This window comes from Mycobacterium sp. 852013-51886_SCH5428379 (assembly GCF_001665575.1).
Classification (GTDB): Bacteria; Actinomycetota; Actinomycetes; order Mycobacteriales; family Mycobacteriaceae; genus Mycobacterium.
The window spans coordinates 70,343-95,214 of sequence record NZ_LZSU01000030.1; the positions used below are offsets into that span (position 1 = coordinate 70,343).

At 64.8% G+C, this 24,872-nt stretch carries 23 protein-coding genes, 1 pseudogene and 1 riboswitch; of the genes and pseudogenes, 3 read left to right on the forward strand and 21 right to left on the reverse strand.

Annotation, left to right across the window (positions count from 1 at the left end; genetic code table 11):
* Nucleotides 1–64: 64 nt before the first annotated feature.
* Nucleotides 65–910, forward strand: coding sequence for a F510_1955 family glycosylhydrolase (locus A5757_RS12945; RefSeq protein WP_066834691.1), 846 nt, complete (start codon nucleotides 65–67; stop codon nucleotides 908–910).
* A 104-nt stretch (nucleotides 911–1,014) separates the two neighbouring features.
* On the opposite strand, the gene A5757_RS23655 is transcribed toward A5757_RS12945, so the two are convergent.
* The 4 genes from A5757_RS23655 to A5757_RS12960 all read right to left on the reverse strand — a co-directional run bounded on the left by A5757_RS23655 (nucleotide 1,015) and on the right by A5757_RS12960 (nucleotide 2,609).
* The gene (locus A5757_RS23655) at nucleotides 1,015–1,197 is read right to left on the reverse strand and encodes a hypothetical protein (protein WP_231983972.1); all 183 of its coding nucleotides are present in this window, start codon (nucleotides 1,195–1,197) and stop codon (nucleotides 1,015–1,017) included.
* Nucleotides 1,198–1,522: 325 nt separating this feature from the next.
* Complete coding sequence (locus A5757_RS12955; protein ID WP_066834693.1) at nucleotides 1,523–2,092, reverse strand: hypothetical protein; 570 nt, start codon at nucleotides 2,090–2,092, stop codon at nucleotides 1,523–1,525.
* Nucleotides 2,085–2,285 carry a hypothetical protein gene (locus A5757_RS22790; protein ID WP_082929450.1) on the reverse strand — a complete coding sequence of 67 codons (201 nt, stop codon included), beginning with the start codon at nucleotides 2,283–2,285 and terminating at the stop codon, nucleotides 2,085–2,087. Before A5757_RS22790 ends, A5757_RS12955 begins: the two co-directional genes overlap by 8 nt.
* A 72-nt stretch (nucleotides 2,286–2,357) precedes the next feature.
* Nucleotides 2,358–2,609 carry a helix-turn-helix domain-containing protein gene (locus tag A5757_RS12960; protein ID WP_066834696.1) on the reverse strand — a complete coding sequence of 84 codons (252 nt, stop codon included), beginning with the start codon at nucleotides 2,607–2,609 and terminating at the stop codon, nucleotides 2,358–2,360.
* Nucleotides 2,610–2,780: 171 nt separating this feature from the next.
* Between A5757_RS12960 and A5757_RS23660 the strand changes: the two are divergent.
* Together A5757_RS23660 and A5757_RS23665 are read left to right on the forward strand one after the other, a co-directional pair.
* A pseudogene (locus A5757_RS23660) lies at nucleotides 2,781–3,212 on the forward strand (TniQ family protein); the annotation flags it as partial.
* Nucleotides 3,213–3,794: 582 nt separating this feature from the next.
* A complete protein-coding gene (locus tag A5757_RS23665) occupies nucleotides 3,795–4,451 on the forward strand; it encodes a hypothetical protein (protein WP_231983977.1) in 657 nt (218 codons plus the stop codon).
* Here A5757_RS23665 and A5757_RS22795 read toward each other — a convergent pair.
* The 17 genes from A5757_RS22795 to A5757_RS13035 all read right to left on the reverse strand — a co-directional run bounded on the left by A5757_RS22795 (nucleotide 4,432) and on the right by A5757_RS13035 (nucleotide 24,802).
* Nucleotides 4,432–5,553: a TniB family NTP-binding protein gene (locus tag A5757_RS22795; protein ID WP_082929451.1), complete on the reverse strand. Its 1,122-nt coding sequence runs from the start codon at nucleotides 5,551–5,553 to the stop codon at nucleotides 4,432–4,434. The genes A5757_RS23665 and A5757_RS22795 overlap by 20 nt on opposite strands.
* 3 nt (nucleotides 5,554–5,556) lie before the next feature.
* Nucleotides 5,557–7,662: an integrase gene (locus A5757_RS12970; protein WP_369815942.1), complete on the reverse strand. Its 2,106-nt coding sequence runs from the start codon at nucleotides 7,660–7,662 to the stop codon at nucleotides 5,557–5,559.
* A 38-nt stretch (nucleotides 7,663–7,700) separates the two neighbouring features.
* Entirely contained in the window at nucleotides 7,701–8,405 is a 705-nt protein-coding gene (locus A5757_RS12975; RefSeq protein ID WP_066834702.1) for a TnsA-like heteromeric transposase endonuclease subunit, read from the reverse strand.
* 183 nt (nucleotides 8,406–8,588) lie between these two features.
* Nucleotides 8,589–10,292, reverse strand: a complete 1,704-nt coding sequence (locus A5757_RS22800; RefSeq protein ID WP_082929453.1) for a TniQ family protein — start codon at nucleotides 10,290–10,292, stop codon at nucleotides 8,589–8,591.
* Between the two features lie 1,052 nt (nucleotides 10,293–11,344).
* Entirely contained in the window at nucleotides 11,345–11,947 is a 603-nt protein-coding gene (locus tag A5757_RS24025) for a translation initiation factor IF-2 (protein WP_369815943.1), read from the reverse strand.
* A 178-nt stretch (nucleotides 11,948–12,125) separates the two neighbouring features.
* Nucleotides 12,126–14,336, reverse strand: a complete 2,211-nt coding sequence (dnaB, locus tag A5757_RS12980; RefSeq protein WP_066834705.1) for a replicative DNA helicase — start codon at nucleotides 14,334–14,336, stop codon at nucleotides 12,126–12,128.
* A 449-nt stretch (nucleotides 14,337–14,785) separates the two neighbouring features.
* Complete coding sequence (gene rplI, locus A5757_RS12985) at nucleotides 14,786–15,241, reverse strand: 50S ribosomal protein L9 (RefSeq protein ID WP_066834708.1); 456 nt, start codon at nucleotides 15,239–15,241, stop codon at nucleotides 14,786–14,788.
* Nucleotides 15,242–15,255: 14 nt separating this feature from the next.
* Nucleotides 15,256–15,516, reverse strand: a complete 261-nt coding sequence (gene rpsR / locus A5757_RS12990; protein ID WP_066834711.1) for a 30S ribosomal protein S18 — start codon at nucleotides 15,514–15,516, stop codon at nucleotides 15,256–15,258.
* 39 nt (nucleotides 15,517–15,555) lie between these two features.
* On the reverse strand, nucleotides 15,556–16,065 hold the full coding sequence (locus tag A5757_RS12995) for a single-stranded DNA-binding protein (RefSeq protein WP_066834724.1): 510 nt from the start codon (nucleotides 16,063–16,065) through the stop codon (nucleotides 15,556–15,558).
* 87 nt (nucleotides 16,066–16,152) lie between these two features.
* The gene (rpsF, locus tag A5757_RS13000) at nucleotides 16,153–16,443 is read right to left on the reverse strand and encodes a 30S ribosomal protein S6 (RefSeq protein WP_066834726.1); all 291 of its coding nucleotides are present in this window, start codon (nucleotides 16,441–16,443) and stop codon (nucleotides 16,153–16,155) included.
* 17 nt (nucleotides 16,444–16,460) lie between these two features.
* Nucleotides 16,461–17,351 carry an ABC transporter ATP-binding protein gene (locus A5757_RS13005; RefSeq protein ID WP_066834728.1) on the reverse strand — a complete coding sequence of 297 codons (891 nt, stop codon included), beginning with the start codon at nucleotides 17,349–17,351 and terminating at the stop codon, nucleotides 16,461–16,463.
* On the reverse strand, nucleotides 17,348–18,385 hold the full coding sequence (locus A5757_RS13010; RefSeq protein WP_231983974.1) for an iron ABC transporter permease: 1,038 nt from the start codon (nucleotides 18,383–18,385) through the stop codon (nucleotides 17,348–17,350). The genes A5757_RS13005 and A5757_RS13010 overlap by 4 nt, the downstream gene beginning before the upstream one ends.
* A gap of 17 nt (nucleotides 18,386–18,402) precedes the next feature.
* Complete coding sequence (locus tag A5757_RS13015) at nucleotides 18,403–19,389, reverse strand: ABC transporter substrate-binding protein (protein ID WP_066834733.1); 987 nt, start codon at nucleotides 19,387–19,389, stop codon at nucleotides 18,403–18,405.
* An 18-nt stretch (nucleotides 19,390–19,407) separates the two neighbouring features.
* Nucleotides 19,408–19,550, reverse strand: a riboswitch (cobalamin riboswitch).
* A gap of 22 nt (nucleotides 19,551–19,572) precedes the next feature.
* Nucleotides 19,573–20,211: a DJ-1/PfpI family protein gene (locus A5757_RS13020; protein ID WP_066834736.1), complete on the reverse strand. Its 639-nt coding sequence runs from the start codon at nucleotides 20,209–20,211 to the stop codon at nucleotides 19,573–19,575.
* 1 nt (nucleotide 20,212) lies between these two features.
* Nucleotides 20,213–21,829, reverse strand: a complete 1,617-nt coding sequence (locus A5757_RS13025; RefSeq protein ID WP_369815947.1) for a glycosyltransferase family 87 protein — start codon at nucleotides 21,827–21,829, stop codon at nucleotides 20,213–20,215.
* A gap of 26 nt (nucleotides 21,830–21,855) precedes the next feature.
* On the reverse strand, nucleotides 21,856–24,387 hold the full coding sequence (locus tag A5757_RS13030; protein WP_082929454.1) for a transglycosylase domain-containing protein: 2,532 nt from the start codon (nucleotides 24,385–24,387) through the stop codon (nucleotides 21,856–21,858).
* The gene (locus A5757_RS13035) at nucleotides 24,380–24,802 is read right to left on the reverse strand and encodes a DUF5318 domain-containing protein (RefSeq protein ID WP_066834749.1); all 423 of its coding nucleotides are present in this window, start codon (nucleotides 24,800–24,802) and stop codon (nucleotides 24,380–24,382) included. The genes A5757_RS13030 and A5757_RS13035 overlap by 8 nt, the downstream gene beginning before the upstream one ends.
* Nucleotides 24,803–24,872: the final 70 nt, after the last annotated feature.

Below are 24,872 nucleotides of genomic sequence, written 5' to 3' on the forward strand. Positions count from 1 at the left end.
CGTTCCCCGTGCCGCCCATCTACTATTGCACTACGTAGATTGTCCGCTACCGGAAGGCGTCAGTGTGCAGCTCCGTAGATTCATCGCCGCAATTCTGACCGGAGCCCTGGCCGCGGCGTGTTCGTCGAACGCCCCCGACAGCGCGCCGCCCGCGATTGTGCCAGGCATGGTGCACATCCACGGTCTTGGCATCAATCCTTCCGATCAAACCCTATATGTGGCAACTCATTACGGCCTCTACGCGGTAGAGCCCGATCAGGCGCCACAGCGAGTCGGCGATCTCGTGCAAGACTTCATGGGCTTCACCGTCACCGGGCCTGACGAATTCTTGGCCAGCGGCCACCCGGATCCGGCCGATCGTCAACAACCTCCGCATCTGGGCCTTATCAGGAGCAACGACGCCGGCCAATCCTGGGAATCTCTGTCGCTGCACGGCAGCGCCGATTTTCACGCACTCGAGTCCCGCCACGGACGGGTCTACGGTCACGACAGCCAGTCGGGGACCGTGATGGTCAGCCTCGATGAGCAGTCCTGGCAGCGGGGAGCAGAGATCCCTGCCTCTGACCTCGCAGTATCGCCCGCGGACGCCGATGAAATCCTCGCGACCACACGCCAAGGGCTCCTCCGAAGCAACGACGGCGCAATGACATTCGCCGAAGTCAGCGCTGCACCGGCACTGGTACTCGTCAGCTGGCCCGAGCGCGGTCCCCTGCTCGGGGTCGACCTCGAAGGAAGCCTCTACACCAGCAACGACAACGGGCAGACCTGGCGGCCACGACACACCCTGAACGCCAAACCCCAGGCCCTTCTCGCCGCTGGCGACGGCCAGGTCTACGTCGCCACAGATAGCGCCATCTACACCTCCACCGACGACGGTGCCACGGTGAACGTCCTCACCGCTGTCGAATAAAGCTCGGACAGAGAGAACGAGCAAAGCAAGCAGCAGCACCCCTCACCGCCGAGACGGTGGGGGAGATCTTCGCTGTCGACGAGGGCGTCCTGCGCGGACGCTGCTTACGGCGATTCTTGGAAGGCGTCCAGTTCAAGCGTGATCTCCACGCCGTCCTTCTCAACGACGATCTTCGGGTGTACCGCGCCGGCCGCCGCAAGGTACTGCCGAAGCGTCGAGAGCAGCAGGTCGTCCCGCCGCTCAATCTTTGAAACCGTGCCCTGATCGGTGCACAGCAGCTGAGCCATCTGCTGCTGTGTCAGCTTCGAGGCCTTCCTTATGTCCGCTAGGCCGGGCATGGATTTCGTTGCCCCGCTCACGCTCGGCGACGAACAGGCGCACATCGTCGGCGATCAGCGGGTCGTCGACGAGCTGCGCAATTCGGTCGTTAGCGCTGCGGAAACGCGTAGGCCCATCCTTGTCACTCGTCACTATCCTCACCTCTCCGCTGACCCGTTTGGCCCGAGCCGCATGCGGTCGAGCCTGCCGAAGAACTCTGCCGGCATGTGGGCTTACGACATCGCGAGACTCGGCGACATCTCCCGCGGCCTCGTCGAAGATCACCACTGGGGTTCATGGCTCGCGTGTCACGCCCTGATCGCGCACTCGGATTCCACACGTGGGACACCAGCGAGCCGGGACACCGAGCACGGCGGCGAGTGCTTCGAGCCCCGGGTGCGTGCATGCCTGCCGGGTTAGGTGCTCCCGGATGGTGGCGACGATGAACGCTGCCCGCTCCCGTGGGCTGTCACCGTAACCCTCCGCAGTGGTCCGGCCGGTGGCAATGACGTCGCCCTCGACAATCGCGTCCCGCTGGTTGGGAGTGGTGCCGTCATCGTTGCCAGTATCGCCAGAACGCATAACCCATCCGCTCGGGCGTCGGTCGATCTCGATGTCCCACTCGGTGTCGCGCTCACGGAAGTAGAAGCTGTGACCGTCGACCTGGCCCTCCCACTGCTCGGGCACATAGCCGCCGTGGCTGTGAATCACGACCCCCGGCTGCTCGGCCAGCCACGCCTGCAGGTCCGCCTCGGCTGCTTCATGGACAGCCTGGAGCCGCTGACCATCAGGCGAGCGCCAGAACTCGTCCCTGTCGTCGAGAAATCCTCGGAACGTGGCTCCTGACCGCCACCAGTCAGCCATCGGTGGTCTTTCTCTCCTCCGATTCCTTCGCGGCGTCGACCGATCGCGACACTTCCTCGATGTACGCATCCACCCCCGGCGAGCGGATGTGGCCCTCTGGGACCTCGTGACCCGCGAGCTTCGCGGAGGCCTTCGTCGATCGACGTCCCGCCGCCTTCACGGCTTCAGCACTCACGACTATTCGCTTCTTCATGACGACTCCTTGACCGCGACGCTATCGAGCAGACAGAGGCAGAGCCAGTGGTTAACGCGGAAGTAGACCGAGCTAGGGAAGAAGCTCCGCCACGTCTACGTCTAGGGCATCGGCGATGTCGAACAGACGCTCGAAGAGGAGTCCGCGCCGGCCATGCTCCACGTCTATGAGGACGTTTCGCGTGACGCCAGAGCGGAGCGCAAGCGCCTCCTGAGTCATGTTCCGCCCGACGCGGAGCTCTCGGATCTTCGCTCCGACGAGGCGTCGCCAATGCTCCCACTGGGCAACCCGTTCAGGGTTGTTCTGACTGGGACGCGTCGGCACCCCTCAAGTTGCGGGTGAATCCGCCGCGATGTCTGCCCTACTAGTAATACATTGATTTCCGTGGTCGCGCACCTTCTCTACAAAACATGGCCTGAGAACAACGGCCCGTTGGAAGCGGCGATTGTCGTTGTTCAGCGAGCCATCGGCGCCTAAAAGGACTGGCGGTTTGGCGTGCCACGACTGCTACCGACACGGATCGTCATCGCCCCTGACGAGCCCCTGGATAGTTTCCTAGAGCGGCTTGCCGCTGCGAATGATCTCCAACCCGCCCAGATTCTGCGCCTTCTCAGAACACCGGACGCCGAACGATCTCGGCTGGCCTTCTTCATGGTCAAACCCGACCCGACGCTTCTAACGGCAATCGCGTCGGTTAGTGGTGTCGCCAACGAACGGCTAGGCGAGGCGACACTCACTCGCTTCGGCGACGGACTCCCTTTGCATTTCGATGGGTTCGACTCGCGAGATCACCACAGCTATCGCAACGTAATAGCACAGGGATGGTTTCCTACGACGGGTTCGCAGGTCTGCTCACCGTGCCTATCCGAGCGTGGATCGTGGCGGATCGAGTGGCGTCTACCCCTCGCGGCTGTGTGCACTCATCACGGGACGTTTCTGACGTTTGCGTGCCAAGGCTGCGGCAGGCGGTTTCGAAGTCACCATCACTCACCGCTTCGAGCGATTATCGGGCCAGACCATCCCTGCGGTAATCCCCTCGGCCTACGAAATCCTTGTCGTCATTCTGTAATTGATCATCATCCTCAGGCGGCTCCCACAGCTCTAGTGGAGTCTGCGACCGTCGTTGCGCGTGCACTGGCCGCTGAGCCGATCCCCATGCTGGGCGACGAAGCCGATGCACAGACCTACCTCGCCGAACTACGCCATCTCGGGACCCTCCTCCTACACCTCGCGTCACGTGCCGGCGCTCCGAGTGTCGTTGCCTGGGCTGACGAGGTACATGCGGAAGCAATCACGCGCTCGACGGCTCTTCGGGGGCCACGCTGGGGCTACAGCCCCCCGCAGGACTCCCGTGTCCGTGGTCACGTCCTCGACACTTCCGCTCGAATCCTGGCGGAGGCGAATCTTCAATCTGCGGGGGCGCGACTGGCGCCCTGGATCGATCTGATCGCTGCCGAGAGGAATGGCCCCAGCGTCTGGATGCTCAACCGCACCACACGGAGCCCGATCATGGAGCAGTTGATCCGCGCCGCGACTGAGGGCCGGCATCACGTCGGCCGGCGGCTCACCAAGATGAACGCCAGCAACGTACCGCTGGCAGCCTCATCGATTCCGCAACTTTTCGACGAGGATCTGTTCCACGAGTTGTTTGATGGAATGTTGGGTGGTTACGACCGGACGCGGCGCCTGTACGTGTCGCTTTGTGTGGTTAGAGCGGCCACCGCGGCGACAACTTGGTCGGAAGCCGCGCGGGAACTGGGCTTGGCGCCGCGGATAGGCCCTGCCACTGCGCGCGCAGCCAGCAAGCTGATGCGGGTCTCACCAGAGCAGTTCGCTCGGGCTGTGCACCGCGCCATTCAATTGCTGCCGCGTGACCGCGACTTCCGCGTCCGCGAAGTGAGAGTGCAGGCGCTTGCGCGACAGAGCGATGGCTGGTTTCCGCAGTGGTGCATCTCGTCGAATCCCGCGCGGCGGACGAGTTCTTTCCCCTATGCGGTGACTTGGATGTGGTGTGAGGTGTCCCGGGGGTGTTTCGATACGAGCCCTGCGTGGAACGCACCGCCATCGCGGCACTTGAGGGCTGCCTACGTGGCGTTCCGGGACCGACTTCCGCGACCGCAGCAGGATTCTTTACAGTCGCTCGTTCTTACTGTGGAGTCTGACTGACTGCAGATTGCGCATCAGGCGCCGAATCCCCGTCGTCTGGCGCGGTGCGCGTCGTGCGTTCGCTTCTTCTTCGAGGCTGCGCAAGCTCTCGACGGGTGCCTTCGGCGCGCGCGCACAGCTCGATGCGGTTCAAGTGTTCCCGCAAGATTCGGTGAGTTCCGTCTTCGCTCGCAGCGACTACTGCTTCACCGACCAGCGTCTTGAGGTCCCCCAGGAAGCCTTGAGTTCGGAGCCACAATTCACCAGCAAGTTCCAGGAAGAGCATGCCCGGCTCTCCCGCCGGGAGATGCGGTAAGACGCGCTCCTCTAGCTGCCGCACAACGCCCTGCCACGCTCGCCGCTCGTCGATGGTGTGGGCCTGGTACGGAGCAAGTGGTTTCATCGTGAGGCGCCCAGCGATCTGGGGATCGCGAACCAACACACTGTCTTCAATATTGGCTCCTACAAGTACCAATGTGGTTCCTGTGTAACCCAGTTCGGTGTTGATGTGCTTGATGTGGTCCAGGACAAAGCGGCCGCCCTTCCAGTCGGTGTAGAGGAGGTGAACGTCGTCGAAGATGAGTATTTGCGTTCCGTGTCTTCTGGCAGCCCTGACTGCGTTGGTGGTCAGTTGACCTACGTCACCATCACCGGGTAGCCCGTAGCAGCCCAGGATCAGTTGATTCACGACCTTTACCGCCGCCTTTGCGGGGATATGCGTCCAAGTAACTGGACATAGATCCGCTTCGCAGTCGTCGTCTAGCTTTATGACTGGCCGGCCACGTTCATCCGTGGCGGCGCCCGTGATCATCTGTAAGTAGCGTTCGCGGCCCCACCGCATCATGAAAGTGCTCTTGCCAACCGCGTTCGGGCCGGACAACGCGAAGATCTCCTTCGCGCCCGGCGGTGAATCCTTGTTGCGGCGCAACGTGTTCGCTATCGCGTCGGTGACGCCTTTCATTTCCTCGGTCTCGATGAACAGTTGGGAAATCCACCGTTGAAGGCCATCGATGTGTATCCGGCGTTCGTCTTGAGCTAGCCTTTTCCACTGCCGCAACGAAAGTGGCACGGGATCGGCAGCGTCAACCGACGTGCAATAGTCGTGCCAAAGTTGCGGATCCATGTCTCAGCCGTCGTCGAGCAGATTGGGCCACGCCTCAGCGAATGAAGCTGGTTGTGGTCTGTGCTTTGCGATCAGCCTCACAGGGTTGTGTAGATTTTGTGCTCGTTGCGCTTCCGCGTGATCTCTGCGTGAGTGCTCGACACGGAGCGCGGCGGCTGCCATCTTCCTTTTCCACTCAGCCTTGCCAGGCGAACTGGTCAATTCAATCAATTCGTCCAAGATCTGCCGGGTGGCAGAACCGCGGTTCAAGACGCTGTTGCCACCGCGGTCGCGGACCCTTTTCAGGGCGGCATTGACGATCGTTTCGGTCATGGGTGCGTCAATGCGATTGGCACCGCGCCACTCGACTGGCTCGACGCGGTTCGAGTCAGGGTGGCGAAACCATATGCGACTCAAATCGTGTGGGTCCACGAAGAATGGCGCCGCACGATCACCCTCCCGGAAGTGGCCGATCGATACACGCCGAAATGGGTCGAGAATGGGTGAGTCGTAGGTCATTTCAGAGAACTCAACGCCGGCCATGCCGATCGTCCCCCAGCGGATCGGCAGGAACTGATAGATCATGTCTGGCTGCTGCGGAACATCGATGCGCCCTGTTACTTCGACGAGTGCGTCCCACATCTCCAGAGGACATAGTCGAGCGTCCGCTTGCCCGTGTAGAACCAACCCGGTGTGCCAGCTTCGGTGGTAATCCAACGCCACGAAGCGTCGCAGATGCTCTTGTAACTCGTGTGCCGTAAGAAGAGGCTCATCGGCGACCAGTCCCCCGCGTTCAGACACGTTGCGTCCCTTATACCCCGGCAGCTGCTGCACCGCGCGCTGCAGCGTCTCGTGCCAGCGCTCGACATGGGGGTTGTCGGTGGGCTTCCCGCCGCGGCTCAGTAGCAGGTCGATCTTCAGGTCGTGCAGTAGTGCCCGAAAATGCTGGGAGACAAAGATCGACCCATGGTCACTGCGGATCGCATCAGGCATCACCGAAGGGATTGCGTGTTCTCCCTGCAGCGTCGAGAAGTCAGGGGAAACGCGCCTCAATGGGTGAACCGCGACGTTTGAGAGGTCTAGTTGCTCGGGAAGGCCGACCCATCTCCATTCGCTGATAGAGGATCCGTTGACCGCTAGTGAGAATGGCCGACAGATGTCATACGCAAGGAGTCCGGCTTCGAGCCCGTTAGCGCTACGCGGAACGACACGAAGGGCGAGGATGACGCGGGTCGCCACGCAGATGGCGGTGAGTATCTCTACGCTGCAGGGTATTCCCGTCAGCGGGTCAAAAACCAGATTGTCGGCTCGTGTCGCGTCGATGGCGACGACCTGCCCCGGTCGTATGGCGGGATATTGCCGCGACCCCGAGACGGTCTGCAGGACCTTGTTGCGCTGCGCTCTGGGCGTGGTTCCCCTCTGCTGCAGTAGATTCGAGAGATACGTTTGAGTCGCCTGGCGCGGAGTACGTAGGTCCGTGATGCCGCTCTTGCGCAACTGTGCGCGTACCTGTCGTTCGAGTTCCTGGATCGCGACTGAGGACCGTGTCCCGTCAAGAGTGGCGACGACCTGTTCAGCGAGCTCTCGGAACCGAGCGTCCACCCTCTCTTTGACGTCACTGCCTCTGAGGCTTCGTTTGTCTATCAGCCCGTACAGCCCCTGCTCTCGCCACAGTCGCTCCCAGTTTCGGATCGTGCTCGAGTTCACTCCCCCTTGCTCGATTTCGCCGTCGCGTATTCGCCTCTGCAGGCTGCGGTCTGCCTGAGCTTCTTGTGACAGGAGTACCGCCATCGCAGTGGCTCGCTTAGCTATCGACACCCCGAAGCCGTCCCCGAAGGGTGGCTGGGGCTCACCGGGTCGCCTGAACTCGGGGTGGCCGTCGCGATAGCCAGTCACCAACTCCTGAACGACTTCCAACCGATTGAGAGCAACTGATCGGGCATCGTCGTCGAGGCTGTCCCACAGCGGACGGAGCGCTGGGGCGAGAATGCTAGGCACGCCATCCCTTACCTCGCGAACAACCGGTAACGCGTCCCAGCGGAAATGTGTAGTCACATTGACGCAATCGCGGAATTCGACACCGGTCTCGTTGACGGCCATCACGAGGGCAGTCCCCGTATCGGTGAGCACCAGGGCACCTTCATACAGGGCGGTACGCCCGCCTGGCACTAGTCAGCTCTCATTGAGTGTGGACCGATGGCAGTATCGAGTGTCCATCGACGACACAGGTCGATATCCAAGGCGCCGCTCCAAACCATGTGCCACATCGTCGACTTCAGCTCACCGCTGCCGCTGTCCGCTGCGAAGACGTCGCGCACCACCGCGCGAGGGGCACGCGCGATGTCGAGGACTTGGCGCTCGCACCGCGCAGCCCACGATGGCCGACGACGGAAGCCATGCAGCCAAAGAAGATTGAGGCGCTCCACGGGCTCCAATCCTCCGAACATCTCGTAGGTCCATCCCACTGCAACGCAAGCAACGGACGTGATCTTGGCCTTCACATCGAAGTCAGCGTCCTGTTGGTCAGGTGCACGCACGTCCCATACGGTGACCGCCCCGTCTTTCCCCATCGTGAGCAAGTCGGGTATGTGCTTGTTCGGCGGGCCTCCCCTCCAGGACAACCGGAAAGGCTGCGCCACGATGCGGGTAACCGATGCGTCGCGATCAAGCCGGCGCAGCAAGTCGTGCTCAAGTCCTGACTCAAGCGCAAGGGTGCCGTCGTTCGTGACGGAGTACGCGGTCACCGCGATGTGGCGATTCAGTGCGGAGGCGGTCGGTGTGCGCACGGCCTCAAGTAGATCCAGAGGCGGGTCGCCATTGCGCTGCCACAGCCAGCCGACCTCGCTGCCATTCAGCGCGAACGTCCACGACAACTTGGGGCGGTGTCTTGCGTCCGCCGGCTCCCGGCGGTCGACATCTTCAGCACCATTTGGAGGCATTCTGCACACCCCTAAACCAGTACGACAGGTCGCCGTGTTGGCAGTCTACGACCCGTCTCGGTGTAGCGGAAGCACGGGTTTTGTTGTGTGGCAGACCTATTCAATTTTACTGGCTGTTCAGATGCCGTAGTGACAGCAATTTTGGGGCGGCGGGCTCCATTCGACCGGCTCATCGATACCCATTTGTCGGAGAAAACGCTTCGCGTAGTCCTCTAATGGACCGGCGAGCGCGGACAGGACAGCCGGATCAACGGCATTTGTATGCACCTTTGATGCTGATCGGCCCAGAAGAGTGGGCGTGGCCGGACCCCCGCTGATCGTCTCGACCAAACGCTTCCGCGCCCAGGTTGCCGATGCACTTTGGCCGAGGTTCAGGCCGGCCTCACCGCACACTATTTGCCAGTCGCGGTCTCCCAGCAATGACGAATAGTTCAAGGCGCGCCGCCGGCGGTAGTCGATGGGCCCGCCGTACCTGTTCAGGTAATCGCTCAGGCGGATCAACCGCGCACAGATCGACGGCCATTGTCGTGACCCGCACAACAACCACAAGCGTTGGTTAAGCGCGTTCGCACTCGCCGCTTCTCCCAATATGTCGCCGGCTTCAACAGCTCTTACGCTGCTGCCGATCAACAGTGTGGCGATCGATAGGGCTGATCTCATTTCGGTGGTGCTTGGCAAGCCGACCAGCAGTTGATCCGACCATGTCGTCCACATCATCCTCGGCAGTGCTCGCGCAATGCGTGTGACGTCGTCGAGCTGGAAATTCGGGGCACTCGGCACGGCAGAACCTGAGCGATACCGCAGCTGAAGCTCCGGACCGAGTCGCTCGGTACTCGCTTTGATGACAATCGCGGTCGCCACCCCGTTGTCCTGCGAGCAGGATCGCAACTCGGCCGGCCCGGTGTCCGCATTCTGACCACGGATCAGCCAACTAGCGCGCACACCAGCTTCAGCGACTGTAGGAGCAGCGAGGATGTTCAAAGCGGCGGTTACCCCGACTGCCGCTTCGATGGCACGCGCAGGTGGCTCGGCGTTCAGCGCGCCCCTGGCCCTCGACGGCTTCTGCACGCCGCCGCTTGTTGACAGGGGTACCGGCAGCTCGACATCAGCTACAGCCGCCTTTCCGTGGGTAGATGCGTAATTGAGAACGCGATTCGAGATGCTCCGAATTGCCTCCAGCGTGTCGCGGGTCGACGCCCCCTGCAATAGAGCTGGTCCAGCCGCGTCGCGGGCGATGACATGAGCGACCATCCGTTGACCGTCCAAAATTGGATCATTGGGCTCCATCAGCGTTGTCGGAGCATCCTTCAGGCGGAAGCCGCAGTTACACAATCCTGGTTCCGGCAGCCCGCGAAAGGTTTGACGGCGGCGCGGGCGCGCATGGCAAGTCGGACAAGAGTCGAGGAGAAGCGCGTTGTGCCTCAGGCACGCAAAGGACCAACCGAGTCGCCACCGAATCTGCCAACGATCTTGCGAGTCCCGCAGACAATGTGGGCAGTACCTCGACCAACGCAGGGCACCGTACGGAAACGCCGGATCAATCTCGCGCGTGACGGGGTCGAGACGCAACGCGATTCCGTCGTAGCGGCTGAGCGTCATGGACGCGATGGTTTCTGCACTTGTGCCCGTAGCGGTCCCCATGTCACGCCGCTGGGTTGGCGATATCCAGATGTGCCAGCAGGATCGTTTCCCGTCGGACAGTTGCAACATTCTGGCAAGGGAGGCTAGCGGCAGGTCCATCCGGCGAGCCGTGTGCTCAAGCCAGGAGTCGATCGCTTCACCCTCGAAGGGTTTGACCCGCACTGGCAGTCGTGTCAGCACCCGACGGCCCGAGTCTGCCTAGTCGATGCGGGCCCTCGCCGCGCGAGGCCGAAGTACTCAAGAAAGTGCACACCAATTAGGAAGCCACATCTGCTGCCGGGAGATCCGCCCCACTAGTGGGGCGGGAGTTCTGCAGCGCGGCAGCAAGTTCCACCCATTTTATCGGTGATACCGACGACCAACATCACGAACTTTCTTGGCGACTCACCTGGATTCGCGTGCGAACCGTCTCAGTTGCGACTCAACTTGAGGTTGCAAGTGCTGCGCGATTCTCGCCCTCGTCTGCTCCCGTGTGATCGCGCGCTTCAAGCCTCGATTCTCGCTTGATGTGATGGCGGGTGGCACGTTCCTGATCGTAAGCGACTGCGTTTTCACCGCAACGTATCTCCCCGCCTTCGTATCGAACCCAGCCAGCCACACTCAGCCAGGGAAGATTCCTCGTCAACTCGGATCCGGTTCGAAAGAGGTGCGTGCCATCGGGATTACGGATGAACATCACCAAGTCATCTGCCGTCGGATAACGATGCCGACGACTCACGAACCCGCCTATTGAGCACGCGATACGCCGGCCCAATTCATGTGGTTGACGGACCGCGGTCTTCTTCGGGGTAGAGGCCAAGTACGTGGGACCGAACCGGAGGGACCGTGGTTCCTGGGTGTAAACCAACCACCCACGCAGAGCCGCTCGCCGCATCAATATTTCTTTCACCGGAAGCCAGGCCGAGTAGCCTTCAGCATCTAGGAAGGCCAGCACTTTCGGGTTTTCGAACGCCTCTCGCCATATCGGCGCATTGAGTCCGGCACACCAACGCTCGTATGCGACGTCGGCCACCAGGTAACCAAACCTATCGATCTGTTCGACCGCCATTCGACGGACCGAATCGGCTTGCGCTTCAATCATCTTGGCCCCAAGCGATGGAAAACTAGTGCCCTACTAGTAGTACTACGATCCTACATCCTGCCGGCTTTCCCGACGCGGCAATCGTCGTCGAGTCTGCCCCCTCTTCAAAGGTATCGACCCGCCAAAACCATGCCGCTGCTTCATCACTCGGTCAGCCGGCCTTATGACGTTCGCGCCACTGCCTGATAGCAGCAATCGCCTCCGAGCGGCTGATCTTGCGGTCGCGAAAGCGTTCGTACACACTCGGCCAACGCACATCTTCTCGTCCGCCATAGCCGAGTCGGAGGGCGGCCTCCTCCGGTGCGATGCCCGCCCGGGAAAGTTCCGCTGCCAACATCGGCCGGCGTCCCCTGCTCATCCGAATCCACGCAATCATGATGGCTTCGTCGTCATCGAGCCCGCAAAGACATGCTGCGGCCCAGTCTCGATGAAGACGATGCGCCTCCTTGCGGTCCCTCGATGTCGGAGACGAACCGTGCCGGGCTACGACTTCTTCAAGAAGCGCGGCCATGACCGGCGGCGTCCACTTCGGTTGGCGCAGTCCAGATGGCGACGATTGGCTGCGCGACTTCACACGTCGGAGGGCTTCTTCGAAGGACTCGTCGGGTTCGTCGACAGCGGTGACACCCGCCGACCGGCCATAAGACTCGTGCGGATACACATCTTCTTCGTGGGGCGGCGCGGGCGTTGGGGCAAAATCGCGACGGATTTCTCGAACGACCGGCGCCTCAAGTGAGCTAGCCGCTGACTTCACGAACTCACCGCGGTCGGCTAGCTCCGCAAGCAGTTGCCGCGACGTTCAACCTAACTCTGCCGCGAGCTCGTGAACTCGCAGCTTATGCCTGGGCGGTGGGTTTAGTTTCACAGGCTAATCACCTTGTTAAACAATCATGGGCCGCTTGCTAATCTTCACTGGATCTCGACAGCCGCGCCTAGGCATGGGCCATGTTCGCAAAGCGCGACAGATGCAGCTGGTGCGCCACCGTGATGGTCTTTGTCGGACCGTTACGGTGTTTGGCCACAATGAGATCCGCTTCGCCGCCACGCGGATCGTCGCGCTCGAAGGCGTCCGGGCGGTGCAGCAGGATCACCATGTCGGCGTCCTGCTCGATCGCGCCCGACTCGCGCAGGTCCGACAGCATCGGCTTCTTGTCGGTGCGCTGCTCCGGTCCACGGTTCAGCTGGCTCATCGCGATCACCGGAACCTCGAGTTCCTTGGCCAGCAGCTTCATGTTTCGTGAGAACTCCGAGACTTCCTGCTGACGGGACTCCACCTTCTTGCCCGACGTCATCAGCTGCAGGTAGTCGATCACGATCAGCCGCAGACCGGCTTTCTGATGCAGGCGACGGGCTTTCGCGCGGATCTCCATCATCGTCAGGTTCGGCGAATCGTCGATGTACAGCGGCGCTTCGCTGATCTCACTCATTCGGCGGGCCAACCGCGTCCAGTCGTCGTCGCTCATCCGGCCCGACCGCATGTCGGCGAGTTTGATCTTCGCCTCCGCCGACAGCAGCCGCATGACGATCTCGGACTTGCTCATCTCCAGCGAGAAGATGACGCTCGGCAACTGGTTCTTGATCGAGCAGGACCGCATGAAATCGAGTCCCAGTGTCGAATTGTGCGTCGGCACCATCGATCGGCCCGCCAGGTACATGTGGTCGTCATTGTCCACCTCCACGCACCGCACGGGCACGCTGGGCACGGGCCGGACATCGATAACGAACCGCGACCCGGAGCGGGCCGTGTTCACGGCACCGCGCCGCTCCTTGTGCTGGATCGCCTTGCGGCTCAAGCCGAACACGTCGTCAGCGGTCGAGAACTCGAGGGTGCCGGCGTTTGACACCGCGCATCGATAGCCCAGGCTCACAACGAGTTCCGCGACATCTTCTGCCAGCTGCTCGCTCGCCACGCGGAGCTGAACGCCGCCGTCCTCGGTGACGGTGCCGTCGACATCCAGCAGTCCTGCCAGCAGGGCACGGCGCTGCGATTCCGACGCCCGCAGGTAGTCCATCGGGATGTGCTTGTGACCGAGCGGAACCCTGGAGGCGTCACCGCCTTCGCCCTCGACGCGCATCTGCACCTCGGGATCGGCACTACCGGCGCCCAGCCACGTTCCCAGCGTGTACGGCGGCACCGGCAGATCGCGCTCCGGCGCGTGCAGCGGTGTCGCGTTGACGACGACGTGGTCGTCCGCGAGGGTCGCCGCAATCTCCTCAGTGGTGTGGATGGCGCCAGATGTCAGCCACTGATGCTCCGCATCCGCAACCAGGACCGTGCCGTCGGAGAACTCGACCTCGTAGCACGGCCGGCCGACCATCACGTCCGTCGCCGCCACCACCCGCGTCGGCCTACCGTCCGCGCCGATCAGCCAATCCCCCACGGCGACCTCGCCCATGGTGGTCCAGCCGTCCGGCGTGGGCAGCGGCGTATCCGTCTTCAGCGCCTTACCCATACCGGGCCTGGCCGCGATCACGACCATCTGGCCGGAGTGCAGACCGTTGGTCAACTCGTCGAGTTCGGTGAAGCCCGTCGGCACCCCGCGAGCCATCCCGCCCTGCGAGGCGATGGCGTCGATCTCGTCCATCGTCGGCTGCAGCAGGTTCTCGAGGATCACGAAATCCTCGGTCGACCGCCGGTCCACCACGTCGTAGATCTCGGCCTGCGCGCGGTCGACGACGTCGGCCACCTCGGCACCCTCAGCGCCCGCGTAGCCGTACTGCACCACCCGGGTGCCCGCCTCGACCAGTCGGCGCAGCAATGCCTTCTCAGCGACGATCTGGGCGTAGAAACCGGCGTTGGCCGCCGTCGGCACCGTCGAGATCAGCGTGTGCAGATACGGCGCGCCACCGATGCGGCGCAGCAGCCCCCTGCGGTCGAGCTCGGCGGCCACGGTCACCGCGTCCGCCGGCTCCCCCCGCCCGTACAGATCGAGGATGGCGTCGTACACGTTCTGGTGCGCCGGCCGATAGAAATCGCCGGGCCGCAGCCGCTCGAGCACGTCGGCGATCGCGTCCTTGCTGAGCAGCATGCCGCCGAGCACCGCCTGCTCCGCCGCGGCATCATGAGGTGGCTGACGACCGAACTCCTCGCTCGGAGGAGGTGCCTCCATGTCGGAATGACCGAGGTCGTCCACAACCGCCACAGGGCCCCCTCCCAGGTCGAACGTCAGTTCGGTTCTCAGGTCGAAGCGACTGTAGATCAGCCCCCCGACATGTACCGCGACGGCTCACGCTAGGGCGTTGCTGAGCGGGTGTCCACGAGCTCCTGTTGATCGACCTGTGGACGGAGTGTGGATAGTGCAGGACACCCATGTTGACTTGTTGGGGACAACCTGTGGATAACCGTTCGCTTTACGGCTATCACTGCAGATAAGCGCACTGTCGGGCGGGTATGGGACTGGGGATGGAAAATTCGCGGCGTGTCGCGTTCGGTTACGCTCCCGGGCGTGTTGTGTGACGACCGGGAAGCACCTGGGTTAACGGTTGGTTAGCTTCGCTGGATAACACTCGGGCGTGCCGAGTTCGCCAGAAGACACGACAACGCCCGGGAGGGGAACGTAGGATTCCCCGCCCGGGCGTTGGACGTATCGAGCTACTCGGCCACCACGTTGACCGACACCGACGCCTCGACGGTCGGGTGCAGTCGCACGCTCACCGAGTGCGCCCCGAGGGACTTGATGTGCGCCTTGGGCAGGTGCACGGTCCGCTTGTCCAGGTTCGGCCCGCCGGCCTTCTTGATCGCGGCGACGACATCAGAAGCCGTCACCGAGCCGAAGAGCTTGCCGGTCTCCGCCGATGCGTTCACCGGCACCTCGACCGCATCCAGGTTCTGCAGCGCGGTCTTGATCTCGTTGGCGTGCTCGAGACCGCGGACGGTCTTCAGCTCGCGGGCCCGACGGATGTCATCGGCCTGACGCTGCGCGCCACGGCTGGCCACAATGGCCAGGCCGCGCGGCAGCAGGAAGTTGCGGCCGTAACCGTCCTTGACTTCCACGGTGTCACCGGGTTCACCCAGGTGGTCCACCTCGGCGGTCAGAATCAGCTTCATGTCTCTATCTCCCCTTACCGCGTCGACGAACTGAACGGCAGCAGGGCGACCTCACGGGCGTTCTTCACCGCGACTGCGACGTCGCGCTGATGCTGCACACAGTTACCGGTGACGCGACGCGCACGGATCTTGCCGCGCTCGCTGATGTAGGTACGCAGCAGTGCGGTGTCCTTGTAATCGATGATCTGGTTCTTGCCCTTCTTGGAGCAGAACACGCACTTGCGGGTCTTGACCGGCTTCTCGGGCGCCGGCCTGCGCTTGTTGGTCTTGGCCATCTTTGTTGAATCTCTTTCTCGGTGATGCTTGAAGTTGGATCAGAAGGGCGGTTCGTCGTCCGCGCCGCTGAACGAACCCGACGCCGGGGCACTGCCCCACGGGTCTTCGGCCGGAGCCGACTGCGGGCTGCCGCCACCGCTGCGCGAACCGCCGCCGCCGAAGCCACCGCCTCCGCCGCCACTGCGGCTGGCCTTGTTGACCTTGGCGGTGGCGTAGCGCAGGGAGGGGCCGATCTCGTCGACCTCGACCTCGAACACGGTGCGCTTCTCACCCTCACGGGTTTCGAACGAACGCTGCTTGAGCCGTCCCGTCACGATCACGCGCGAGCCCCGGGTGAGGCTCTCGGCCACGTTCTCGGCCGCCTCGCGCCAGATGTTGCAGCGCAGGAACAGCGCTTCGCCGTCCTTCCACTCCGAGGTCTGGCGGTCGAAGATCCGCGGCGTCGACGCGACGGTGAAGTTCGCGACGGCGGCCCCGGACGGGGTGAAACGCAATTCGGGGTCGGCGGTCAGGTTTCCGACGACGGTGATGGTGGTGTCACCAGCCACGATGTCCTCCTGGGATTCGGCGGTGTAGCGCGAGCACTAGTCGCAGGTGAGCCTACGGAAGAGCTCTGACGCGCACGTCCGTTCGGGCTAGTGCTTGTCGGTCCGCATGACCTTGGTGCGCAGCACGGACTCGTTCAGACTGAGCTGACGGTCGAGCTCGGACACCGTGGCGGGCGCGGCCTTGACGTCGATGACGGCGTAGATGCCCTCGGCATGCTTCGCGATCTCGTACGCCAGGCGGCGGCGGCCCCAGATGTCGACCTTGTCGACGGTGCCACCGTCCTTGCGGATCACGTTGAGGAACGTGTCCAGCGACGGCGATACGGTGCGCTCGTCAAGTGTGGGATCGAGAATGATCATGATTTCGTATGGACGCATGAGTAACCCATCACCTCCTATGGTCGTGTCGGCCACGGTCGTTCCGTGACAGGAGGGTCGCCTGCGTCGGCAACCTGCCCAGGGTACATGTCGAGCCCCTGAGCTGCGAAATCGTGCGGGTCATCGCCAGGGTCATCGCCAGGGACGTAGTTCACCTGCGGCCGTCCGGTATCCGGATGCGTCCGCACACTGGCGGCCACGCCGTACACCCGCGCCAGCAGCTCCGCGGTCAGCACGGCCTCGGGCGGGCCGGCGGCCACCTCGCGGCCGTGTTGCAGCACGTGGATCCGGTCGCAGTAGTGCGCCGCGAGATTCAGGTCGTGCAGCGCGACGACCGCCGTGATGCCCAGCCGCCGCGGCAGGGCGAGCACCTCGAACTGGTGCCGGACGTCGAGATGATTGGTCGGTTCGTCGAGCACCAGCAGCCCGGGCTGTTGCGCCAGCGCCCTGGCGATCAGCACCCGCTGCCGTTCACCGCCCGACATCAACGCGAACGGCCGCTCGATGAGGTGCCCCGCGCCGACCATGCGCAGGCACTGCTCGACCACCACGCGATCCGAGGCGTCGTCGCGGGCGAACACCCGCTTGTACGGCGCCCGGCCCATCGCCACCACATCACGCACCCGCAGGTCGAAATCGCCTGTGCCGTCCTGCAATACCGCGGCCACCATCTTCGCCGACTGCCGCATCGGCACCGTCGCGACGTCGATCCCGTCGACAAACACCGCTCCGCTGACCGGCCGCAGGATCCGCACCAGGCTGCGCAGGAACGTCGACTTCCCGCTGCCGTTCGGGCCGACGATCCCGATCACCTCACCGGGTTCGGCGCGCACCGAGACATCGTCGATCACCCGCCGGCCGCCGAGTTCGACGCACACGCGGTCGGCGTGCAGGCGCGCGGCGTTCATGGTGTGCCGCCCGCGACGGCGCGTCGCGCCTCACGTCGGATCAGCCACAGGAAGAACGGTCCTCCGCACAGCGCGGTCAGCACTCCCACCGGAATCTCCTGCGGTGCGGCCAGGGTGCGTGCGGCGAGATCGGCCAGCACGAGAAAGCTCGCTCCCGCCAGGGCCGCGGCGGGCAGGGCGCGCCGGTGGTCGCTGCCGACCACCAGGCGCACCGCGTGGGGCAGGATCAGCCCGACGAAACCGATCGGCCCGCTGACCGCGACGAGGATGCCGGTCAGCAGCGATGCCAGCACGAAGGTCTGCGCGCGGAACCGGTCGACGTCCACACCCATCGTGGTGGCGGCCTCGTCTCCCGCGAGCAGCACGTTGAGCGTCCGGGCCTGGGCCAGCAGTACGACGATTCCGGCCAGCACCGCGCCGAGCGGCAGCCACAGCGCATCCCAGCTCGCTCCGCCGAGACCACCCAGCAGCCAGGTCAGCACCTGACGGGCCTGATCCCCGCTCTCGGCCATGATCAGCATGAGGCTCGTGACCGCGGACAGCACGTAGGCCACTGCCACGCCCGCGAGCACCAACCGCGTGGTGGTGATCTGGCCGCCCGCACGTGACAGCGTGTACACCAGCGCGAGCGCGGCGAGTGATCCCGCGAACGCCGCCACCGACGTCGAGGCCGCGCCGAGAACCGTGGCGCCGGTGACGATGACTCCGACCGCCCCCACCGACGCCCCCGACGAGACGCCCAGCAGATACGGATCGGCGAGCGGATTGCGCACCAGCGCCTGCAGTGTCATCCCGATGACCGCCAGTCCCGCGCCGACCACCGCGCCGAGCAGTACCCGCGGCCCACGCACCTGGAGCACCACCGTCTCGACGTGCGGAGGCGCGGTGACGTCGACGAGCGTCGGCACCAACTGGTGTGCCAGGGTGCGTGCCACGTCGACGGGTGGGATCGCGATCGACCCGATGGCCAGCCCCGCCAGGACGACGCCGCCCAGCAGCACCAGCAGCGCTGCGATGACCGACGAATAGCGCAGCCGCTCAGCCTCTTTGGTCACCGAAAGCGGTCGGGGTGGAGTTGCCGTGCGAGTGTGTCCACGGCGTAGGGCGCCCGCACCCCGAGCACCGCGTCCTGCAGGGTCAGCACCGCGAACCGGTCGTCGCGGATCGCGGGCACGCCGGCGAGTTCCGGCTTACTGCGCAGGTACTGCTTCTTCTCCTGCACCGGCGGAGTGCCGAAGTAGTCGTAGATCACGATCACGTCGGGATCGGCGGCGAGCACCTGTTCCCACGACACATCGGCGAATGTCTCGGCCACATCACTGAAAACGTTGACGCCACCGGCCAATTCGATGATCTCGTCACCGATGCCCTGTCCGCCCGCGGTGAACGCGGTCGCCTCACCACTGTCGTAGACGAAAACATTCTGGGGTGACACTCCCGCGACCTTGTCGTGCGCGGCGCTGACGCTGCTCTGCATGTCGCGCACCAGATCGTCGGCACGGTCATCGACGCCGAAGAATCCGGCGATGGTGTGGACCTCGCGGTAGACGTCGTCCATCGTGATCGGGCTCGTCGCACAGTATTCGGGATTGAGATAGGAGGTGATGCTCGCATCGGTGAACGCCTGGCGCGAACGACCCTGGGCCTGGTCGAAGGCGCTGCTGTATCCGCCGTAGACGAAATCCGGTGCCAGCGCGAGGATCTGCTCGAATGAAGCGTCCTTGGCCGACAGCACCGGGATGGCCCGGTAGGCCTCCGCGAACCGGGGTAGCGGCGGGTTGTCGGGATAGACGCTGGCCACGATCGCGTCCTGCAGACCGAGAGCGAGCATGAGTTCCACGGACTGCTGGAAGTATCCGACCGCGCGGGTTGGCGGCCGGTCGACGGTCACCTCGACACCGCAGTTGTCCACGGTGACCGCGGACGCTTCGGGCGGTGGCGTCTCGGCGGCCCCGCTGCCCCCACATGCTGTGAGCACCATCAGGATCAGAGGGGTCAGTAGCGCAACGGCATACGGCTTCACATGCATCGGCTCCATCCGGGATGTCCACGTCCCGAAGCGAGGTTCCGGTGGGGGCAGTATCTGACTCCCGGAACGTTCGCACGCTCCGGTCACAGTGGCGGGACCGCGCCGGACTCGCACCGGCTTCCTGCTCGACCATCGGAGCCGGTCGTCGACCGGCACTGCTGACCCTAGACGACGGGGCGCGCCGCGGCAGCCTCAGGCCCGATCGCGGTAGTACTCCCCCGCCAGGTCGACGACCGCCGGCGAGGCCTTGGCCATCGCCCCCGCGTCGAACGGCGGTTGCGGGTCGTACTCGATCATCAGCTGGCTGGCCTCGGCGGCGTCGTGGCCGACCAGCAGTTCGAGCAGCCGCAGCGCCATGTCGATACCGCTCGATACGCCCGCGGCCGTGATGATCCGTTCCGGCAGGTGCTCGACGACACGTTCGGCGACGTAGCTGGGACCCAGTGTTTCGAACAGCTCGACGGCCCGCCAGTGGGTCGTTGCGGTCAGCCCGGTCAGCAATCCCGCCGCTGCGAGCAGCAGGCTGCCGGTGCACACCGAAGTGGTGAACGTCGACTGGGTGTGGGCAGTGCGGATCCAGCCGAGAAGTTCCTCGTCGTCGAGCAGCGTGCGGGTGCCGATCCCGCCGGGCACCACGACGACGTCGGGACGGGGAACCTCGGCGAAGGTCGCGTCAACGGTCAGGCCCAGCATTCCGTTGTCGCTGCGCACTTCCCCGCGGCGGTGGCCGACGAATACGACGTCGATCGTCGGGACGCGCTGCAGCACGTCGTAGGGACCGACGGCGTCCAGCGCGGTCAAGCGGGGGAACAGCGGGATCGCGATCTGCATGTCAGGTCACCGCATCCACGGGTTCGCGGTCCGGCGCCGGGCGGGACTGCACGCGGTCGGCTGTGGGCCGCAGCCAGTCGGGTAGCCAGCGCGGCGGGTTGTCGGGTGCGCGGTCGAACACACCACCGGCCGGGTCGTCGACGCGACCGTGCCACCGCACCAGGTCCAGCTCGGGCCGGTAGATCCGCCGGATGACCATGGCGCACAGGGCGACCACTGCAATGTCGCGCAGCAGCACCGTCGCGGTGAACGCCTGCAGCGGCAGTCCGCCGTTGGATTCGCCGTAGAGATAGAGCATGCGCGGCACCCATACCAGTGCGTCGATCGTCATCCACACCAACAGGATTCGCCGGTGCGGCAACGCCAGCACCGCCAGCGGCACCAGCCACAGCGAGAACTGCGGACTCCACACCTTATTGGTCAACAGGAACGCCGCCACCACCAGGAACGCCAGCTGCGCGACCCGCGGGCGCTGTTTGGCGGTGAGCGCGATGTAGCCGATCGCGATGCAGCACGCCGCGAACAACATCGCCGTCACCGTGTTGAGCACCGTTGGCGGCTGCCAGAATCCGAGGTCGGTGTCGAAGCCACGCCATCCGGTGAACGACTTGACCACGTTGTACAGCGAATCCATATCGTCTCCGCGACGGGCGTTGAGCCGGAAGAACTCCGACCACCCTCGCGGGAACAGCACCATGATCGGCAGGTTCACCACCAGCCAGGTCGCCGCTGCCGTCGCGACGGTCTTGCCCACTTCCCGCAGCCGTCCCGTCCGCGCGCCGAGGAGGACCAGCGGCAGCAGCAGAAGCAGCGGATACAGTTTCGCGGCGACGCCGAGCCCGATCAGCACCCCGGCGAGCACGGGTTTTCGGCGCGCCCAGGCGAGCATCCCACCGACGGCGAAAGCCGTTGCGAGCGCGTCGAAGTTGGTGAAGATCTGGAAGATCACCAGCGGTGAGGCGGCGACCAGCGCGGCATCCCAGATACGCCGGCCGGCCAGCATCGCCGTCGCCCACACCGTCGCCAGCCACGCCAACGCCAACCCGAACGCAGCGACGTTGAAGAACATCACCACCTCGGCGATGACAGGCACCGCCGCCACCGCACGGGTGACCGCGGAGTACGTCTTGGCCAACGCCATCGACACGTACTGGTACAGCCCGGTGAGCACCGGATACTCCATGTAGCGGATGGCGATCCGGCCGTCGTACTGCATGCGGGGTTCACCGCTGCTGTCGGTTTCGATCCAACTCGACTTGTAGGGGAACTTGCCCTGGTTGAGCAGCTCAGCGGTGTAGAGCGGAACGGTGTCGGAGTAGCACAGCGAGTAATAGGCGCGGTTGTTCTCCCAGTTGGCCACCCGCTGATCGGCCGAACCGGTGCCGACGGTCTGCAGGCATGCGGCCTTACTCGCGTACCCCAGCGCCAGCAGCACCAGCGCGATCATCAGCATCGCCCGCAGCGGGGTCATGAACCGCTGCCTGCCGATCAGCGCATGCCGGCCGACCGGCCCCCCGACGACATCCGACAGCGCGGCGCCGATGCGGTCGGTGCGGCTCGGCAGATCCCGATCGTCAGCGCTGCGCCGATCGGCGGCCGGCGGTGCCAGCGAGAGCAGATCGGGTCGCCGCTCGTCGGCTGGGGTCACGGAGGCGGAAAGCCGGGCGCCACGGGGACGCCGGGCGGCGGCGGAGCGGGCACACCGGGCGGCGGCGGAAACCCTGGGGCGGGCACGCCGGGCGCGGGCACCCCGGGAGCCGGTACACCCGGATCGGGAACCGGTGCTCCAGGTGGCGGCGGTCCGGCCGGCACCGTCGTCGGCGGTCCGAGCGGGATCGTGATTCCCGGCGCGACCTCGAGGCTGGGCTGGATCACCGTCTCCGACGGGGTCGGCGGTGCGGTGGTCGACGGACGCGGCGGCGGCGCCTGCGGCACACCCGCGTAGCCGCCGATCTCCTCGGGCTTGGGGAACGACTCGTTGTCGGTGTCCTCGAGGGCACCGTCCATCGTCGCCTTCCAGATGTCGGACGGTAGCCCCGATCCGTACACCGGCGAGCCCCACTGGTTCACCAGCGGCTTCGTACCGTCGGTCGTGCCGACCCAGACCGCGGTCGACAGCGACGGCGTCACCCCGACCATCCAGGCGTCGCGGTTGGCGCCGGTGTCACCGAGCTGATTGGTGCCGGTCTTGGCTGCCGACGGGCGGCCGCCGGCCAACGCGTGACCGTTGGAGTACGCGGCGATCGGCTGCATCGCGGCGAGGACGTTGTCCGCCACCGCCTTGTCGATGCGCTGCTCGCCGTCGTTGTCCTCCTGCGAGGCGTCGAACAGCACCTGACCCTCGGAGTTGACGACCTTCTGCACGAAGTGCGGTTTGTGGTACACGCCGGAGTTGGCCAGCGTCGCGTACGCCGAAGCCATATCGATGACGCGGGACTGGTACTGGCCCAGCACCACACCGTTGTTGGGCGGACCGCCCTTGCCGTCCTCCGACAGGGTGTGATCCACGCCCGGGAAGCTCTCGGCGATACCCGCCTTGTGCGCGGCGTCGGCGACGTCCTGCGGGCCGTTCTTCAGCTCCAGCATCAGCCGGTAGTAGCTGGTGTTCAGGGACCGCTTGAGCGCCTCGGCGATGTTGCAGGTGCCGCAGCTGCCGCCCTCGACGTTGCCGATCTGGATACCGTCCACGGTCAGCGGTGAGCTGTCGACCTGATACCCAAGTCCCATACCCTGCTCGAGCGCGGCCACCAGCGCGAACACTTTGAACGACGACCCTGTCGGCAGACCCGCCTGGGCGAAGTCGAAACCATTGGCGTCTGAACCGCCGTAGTAGGCCTCGACGCCCCCGGTCTTCGGATCGATCGACACCACCGCGGTGCGCATGTCCGGGTCCTGGCCGTCGAGGTACTCGGCCACCGCCTCCTCGGCCGCTTTCTGCGCCTTGGGGTCGATCGTCGTGGTGATCTGCAGACCCTCGGTGTTGAGCTGCTGTTCACTGATGTTGAACAGCTCCAGCAGTTCCTTCTGTACCTGCCGCTCGATCAGCCCGTTGGGCCCCGTCGTCTGGTTCTGACTGCGCGCGGCGTCGGGCGGCACGGTCGGCGGGAACACCTGGGCAGCGCGATCGGCCTCCGACAGCGCGCCGATCTCGACCATGCCGTCGAGCACCCAGTTCCACCGTTCGGCGGACTGTTCCGGTTCGACGGCCGGGTCGAGCTGCGACGGCCGCTGGATCAGCGCGGCCAGCAGCGCACCCTCGGCGACGTTGAGCTGCTCGACGGGTTTGTCGAAGTACGCCTTGGCCGCCGCGGCCACCCCGTAGGCGCCGCGGCCGAAATAGATGATGTTGAGGTAGGACTCCAGCACCTGATCCTTGGACCACTCACTGGACATCTTCGTGGAGATGACCAGCTCCTTGGCCTTGCGGGTGATGCCGCCCAGGCCGCCGCGCTCGGAACCGACCAGTGCGTTCTTGACGTACTGCTGGGTGATCGTCGACCCGCCCTGCAGGTCGCCCCCGAAGATGTTGTTCTTGAACGCCCGTAGGAAGCCGGTCAGCGAGAACCCCGGGTTGGAGTAGAAGTCGCGGTCCTCCGCGGCCATCACCGCGTCACGGAGGTGCACGGGAATCTGGTCGATCTTGACGTCGACGCGGTTGCCCTCCGGCGGCACGATCTTGGCGATCTCGCTGCCGTCGCTGGCCAGGATCGTCGAGACCTGATTGGTCCGGATGTCCCCGGGTTTCGGCACGTCGACGATCATGTAGGCCATCCCGAAGGTGACCAGCGGGAGCGCGATCAAGACGACCGCCGCGGCGATCAGCCCGCGCCGCACCCACCGCCAGTTGATCTGCTCGCGCCAATGCGGCCGGCCGGTCGGCGGTTGGCCGTCGCCCCTGCCACCGCCACCGCCGCCACCACCACGGCCGGGGGGCGGCGGGGGCTTCTGCGGCGGGGTGCCCTCGAGGGCGGCCTTGACGACGTCGATCGGGTCACGCAGGTGCACCGGCGGCTCGTCGCGCACCGGGGGTAGCACCGTGGTGCGCCGGTCTTCCGGCGGCGGCCGACGGACCGGGTTGTCACCCGGGCGAGGCGGCTGGCCGCGGTCGGCATGCCGGCCACCGTGGCGTCCAGAGGGAGGCGGCCCACCGGCACCGTGCCGCCCGTCGCTATTCACTCGCCGTGCGCGCGTTCTTGCGCGCGGGCCGGGTGCGCGGGGCCTTCGGCGGCCGCACCGCGCCGAGCACGTATGACTTCACCAGATGATTCCATTCGCAGGTCCGGCACACCTCGACCACGTGTACGGAGAATTCGTCGAACTTGGTCGCCAGCAGCACCAGTTCCTCGGCCGTCCGGGCCGAACCCGACACCGGCCCCAGGTGATCACCGAACACCCAGGACACCAGCGTGAGCTGCTCTTTCCGGCAGATCGGGCACATCACCGAACTCTGCTTGCCGTGAAACTTGGCCGCCCGCAGAAGATAGGGATTCGCGTCGCAGACCTCCGAGACGCCGGTGCGCCCCGAATACACCTCCGCCAGCAGGGACCGGCGCCGGAGCGCATAGTCCACCACCTGTCGCTGCAATCGCACGGAGACCAGAGTACGTCGGTGCCCTGACGACCGAACGTCAGACGCCGCATCGTCGACCCCGGATTCGGCG

Coding starts and splice junctions, on each gene's coding strand:
- A5757_RS23655 (WP_231983972.1), bottom strand. CDS start 1,197: ATGGCTCAGCTGCTGTGCACCGATCAGGGCACGGTTTCAAAGATTGAG.
- A5757_RS12955 (WP_066834693.1), bottom strand. CDS start 2,092: ATGGCTGACTGGTGGCGGTCAGGAGCCACGTTCCGAGGATTTCTCGAC.
- A5757_RS22790 (WP_082929450.1), bottom strand. CDS start 2,285: ATGAAGAAGCGAATAGTCGTGAGTGCTGAAGCCGTGAAGGCGGCGGGA.
- A5757_RS23665 (WP_231983977.1), top strand. CDS start 3,795: ATGGAGCAGTTGATCCGCGCCGCGACTGAGGGCCGGCATCACGTCGGC.
- A5757_RS22795 (WP_082929451.1), bottom strand. CDS start 5,553: ATGGATCCGCAACTTTGGCACGACTATTGCACGTCGGTTGACGCTGCC.
- rplI (WP_066834708.1), bottom strand. CDS start 15,241: ATGAAGCTGATTCTGACCGCCGAGGTGGACCACCTGGGTGAACCCGGT.
- rpsR (WP_066834711.1), bottom strand. CDS start 15,516: ATGGCCAAGACCAACAAGCGCAGGCCGGCGCCCGAGAAGCCGGTCAAG.
- rpsF (WP_066834726.1), bottom strand. CDS start 16,443: ATGCGTCCATACGAAATCATGATCATTCTCGATCCCACACTTGACGAG.
- A5757_RS13005 (WP_066834728.1), bottom strand. CDS start 17,351: ATGAACGCCGCGCGCCTGCACGCCGACCGCGTGTGCGTCGAACTCGGC.
- A5757_RS13015 (WP_066834733.1), bottom strand. CDS start 19,389: ATGGAGCCGATGCATGTGAAGCCGTATGCCGTTGCGCTACTGACCCCT.
- A5757_RS13020 (WP_066834736.1), bottom strand. CDS start 20,211: ATGCAGATCGCGATCCCGCTGTTCCCCCGCTTGACCGCGCTGGACGCC.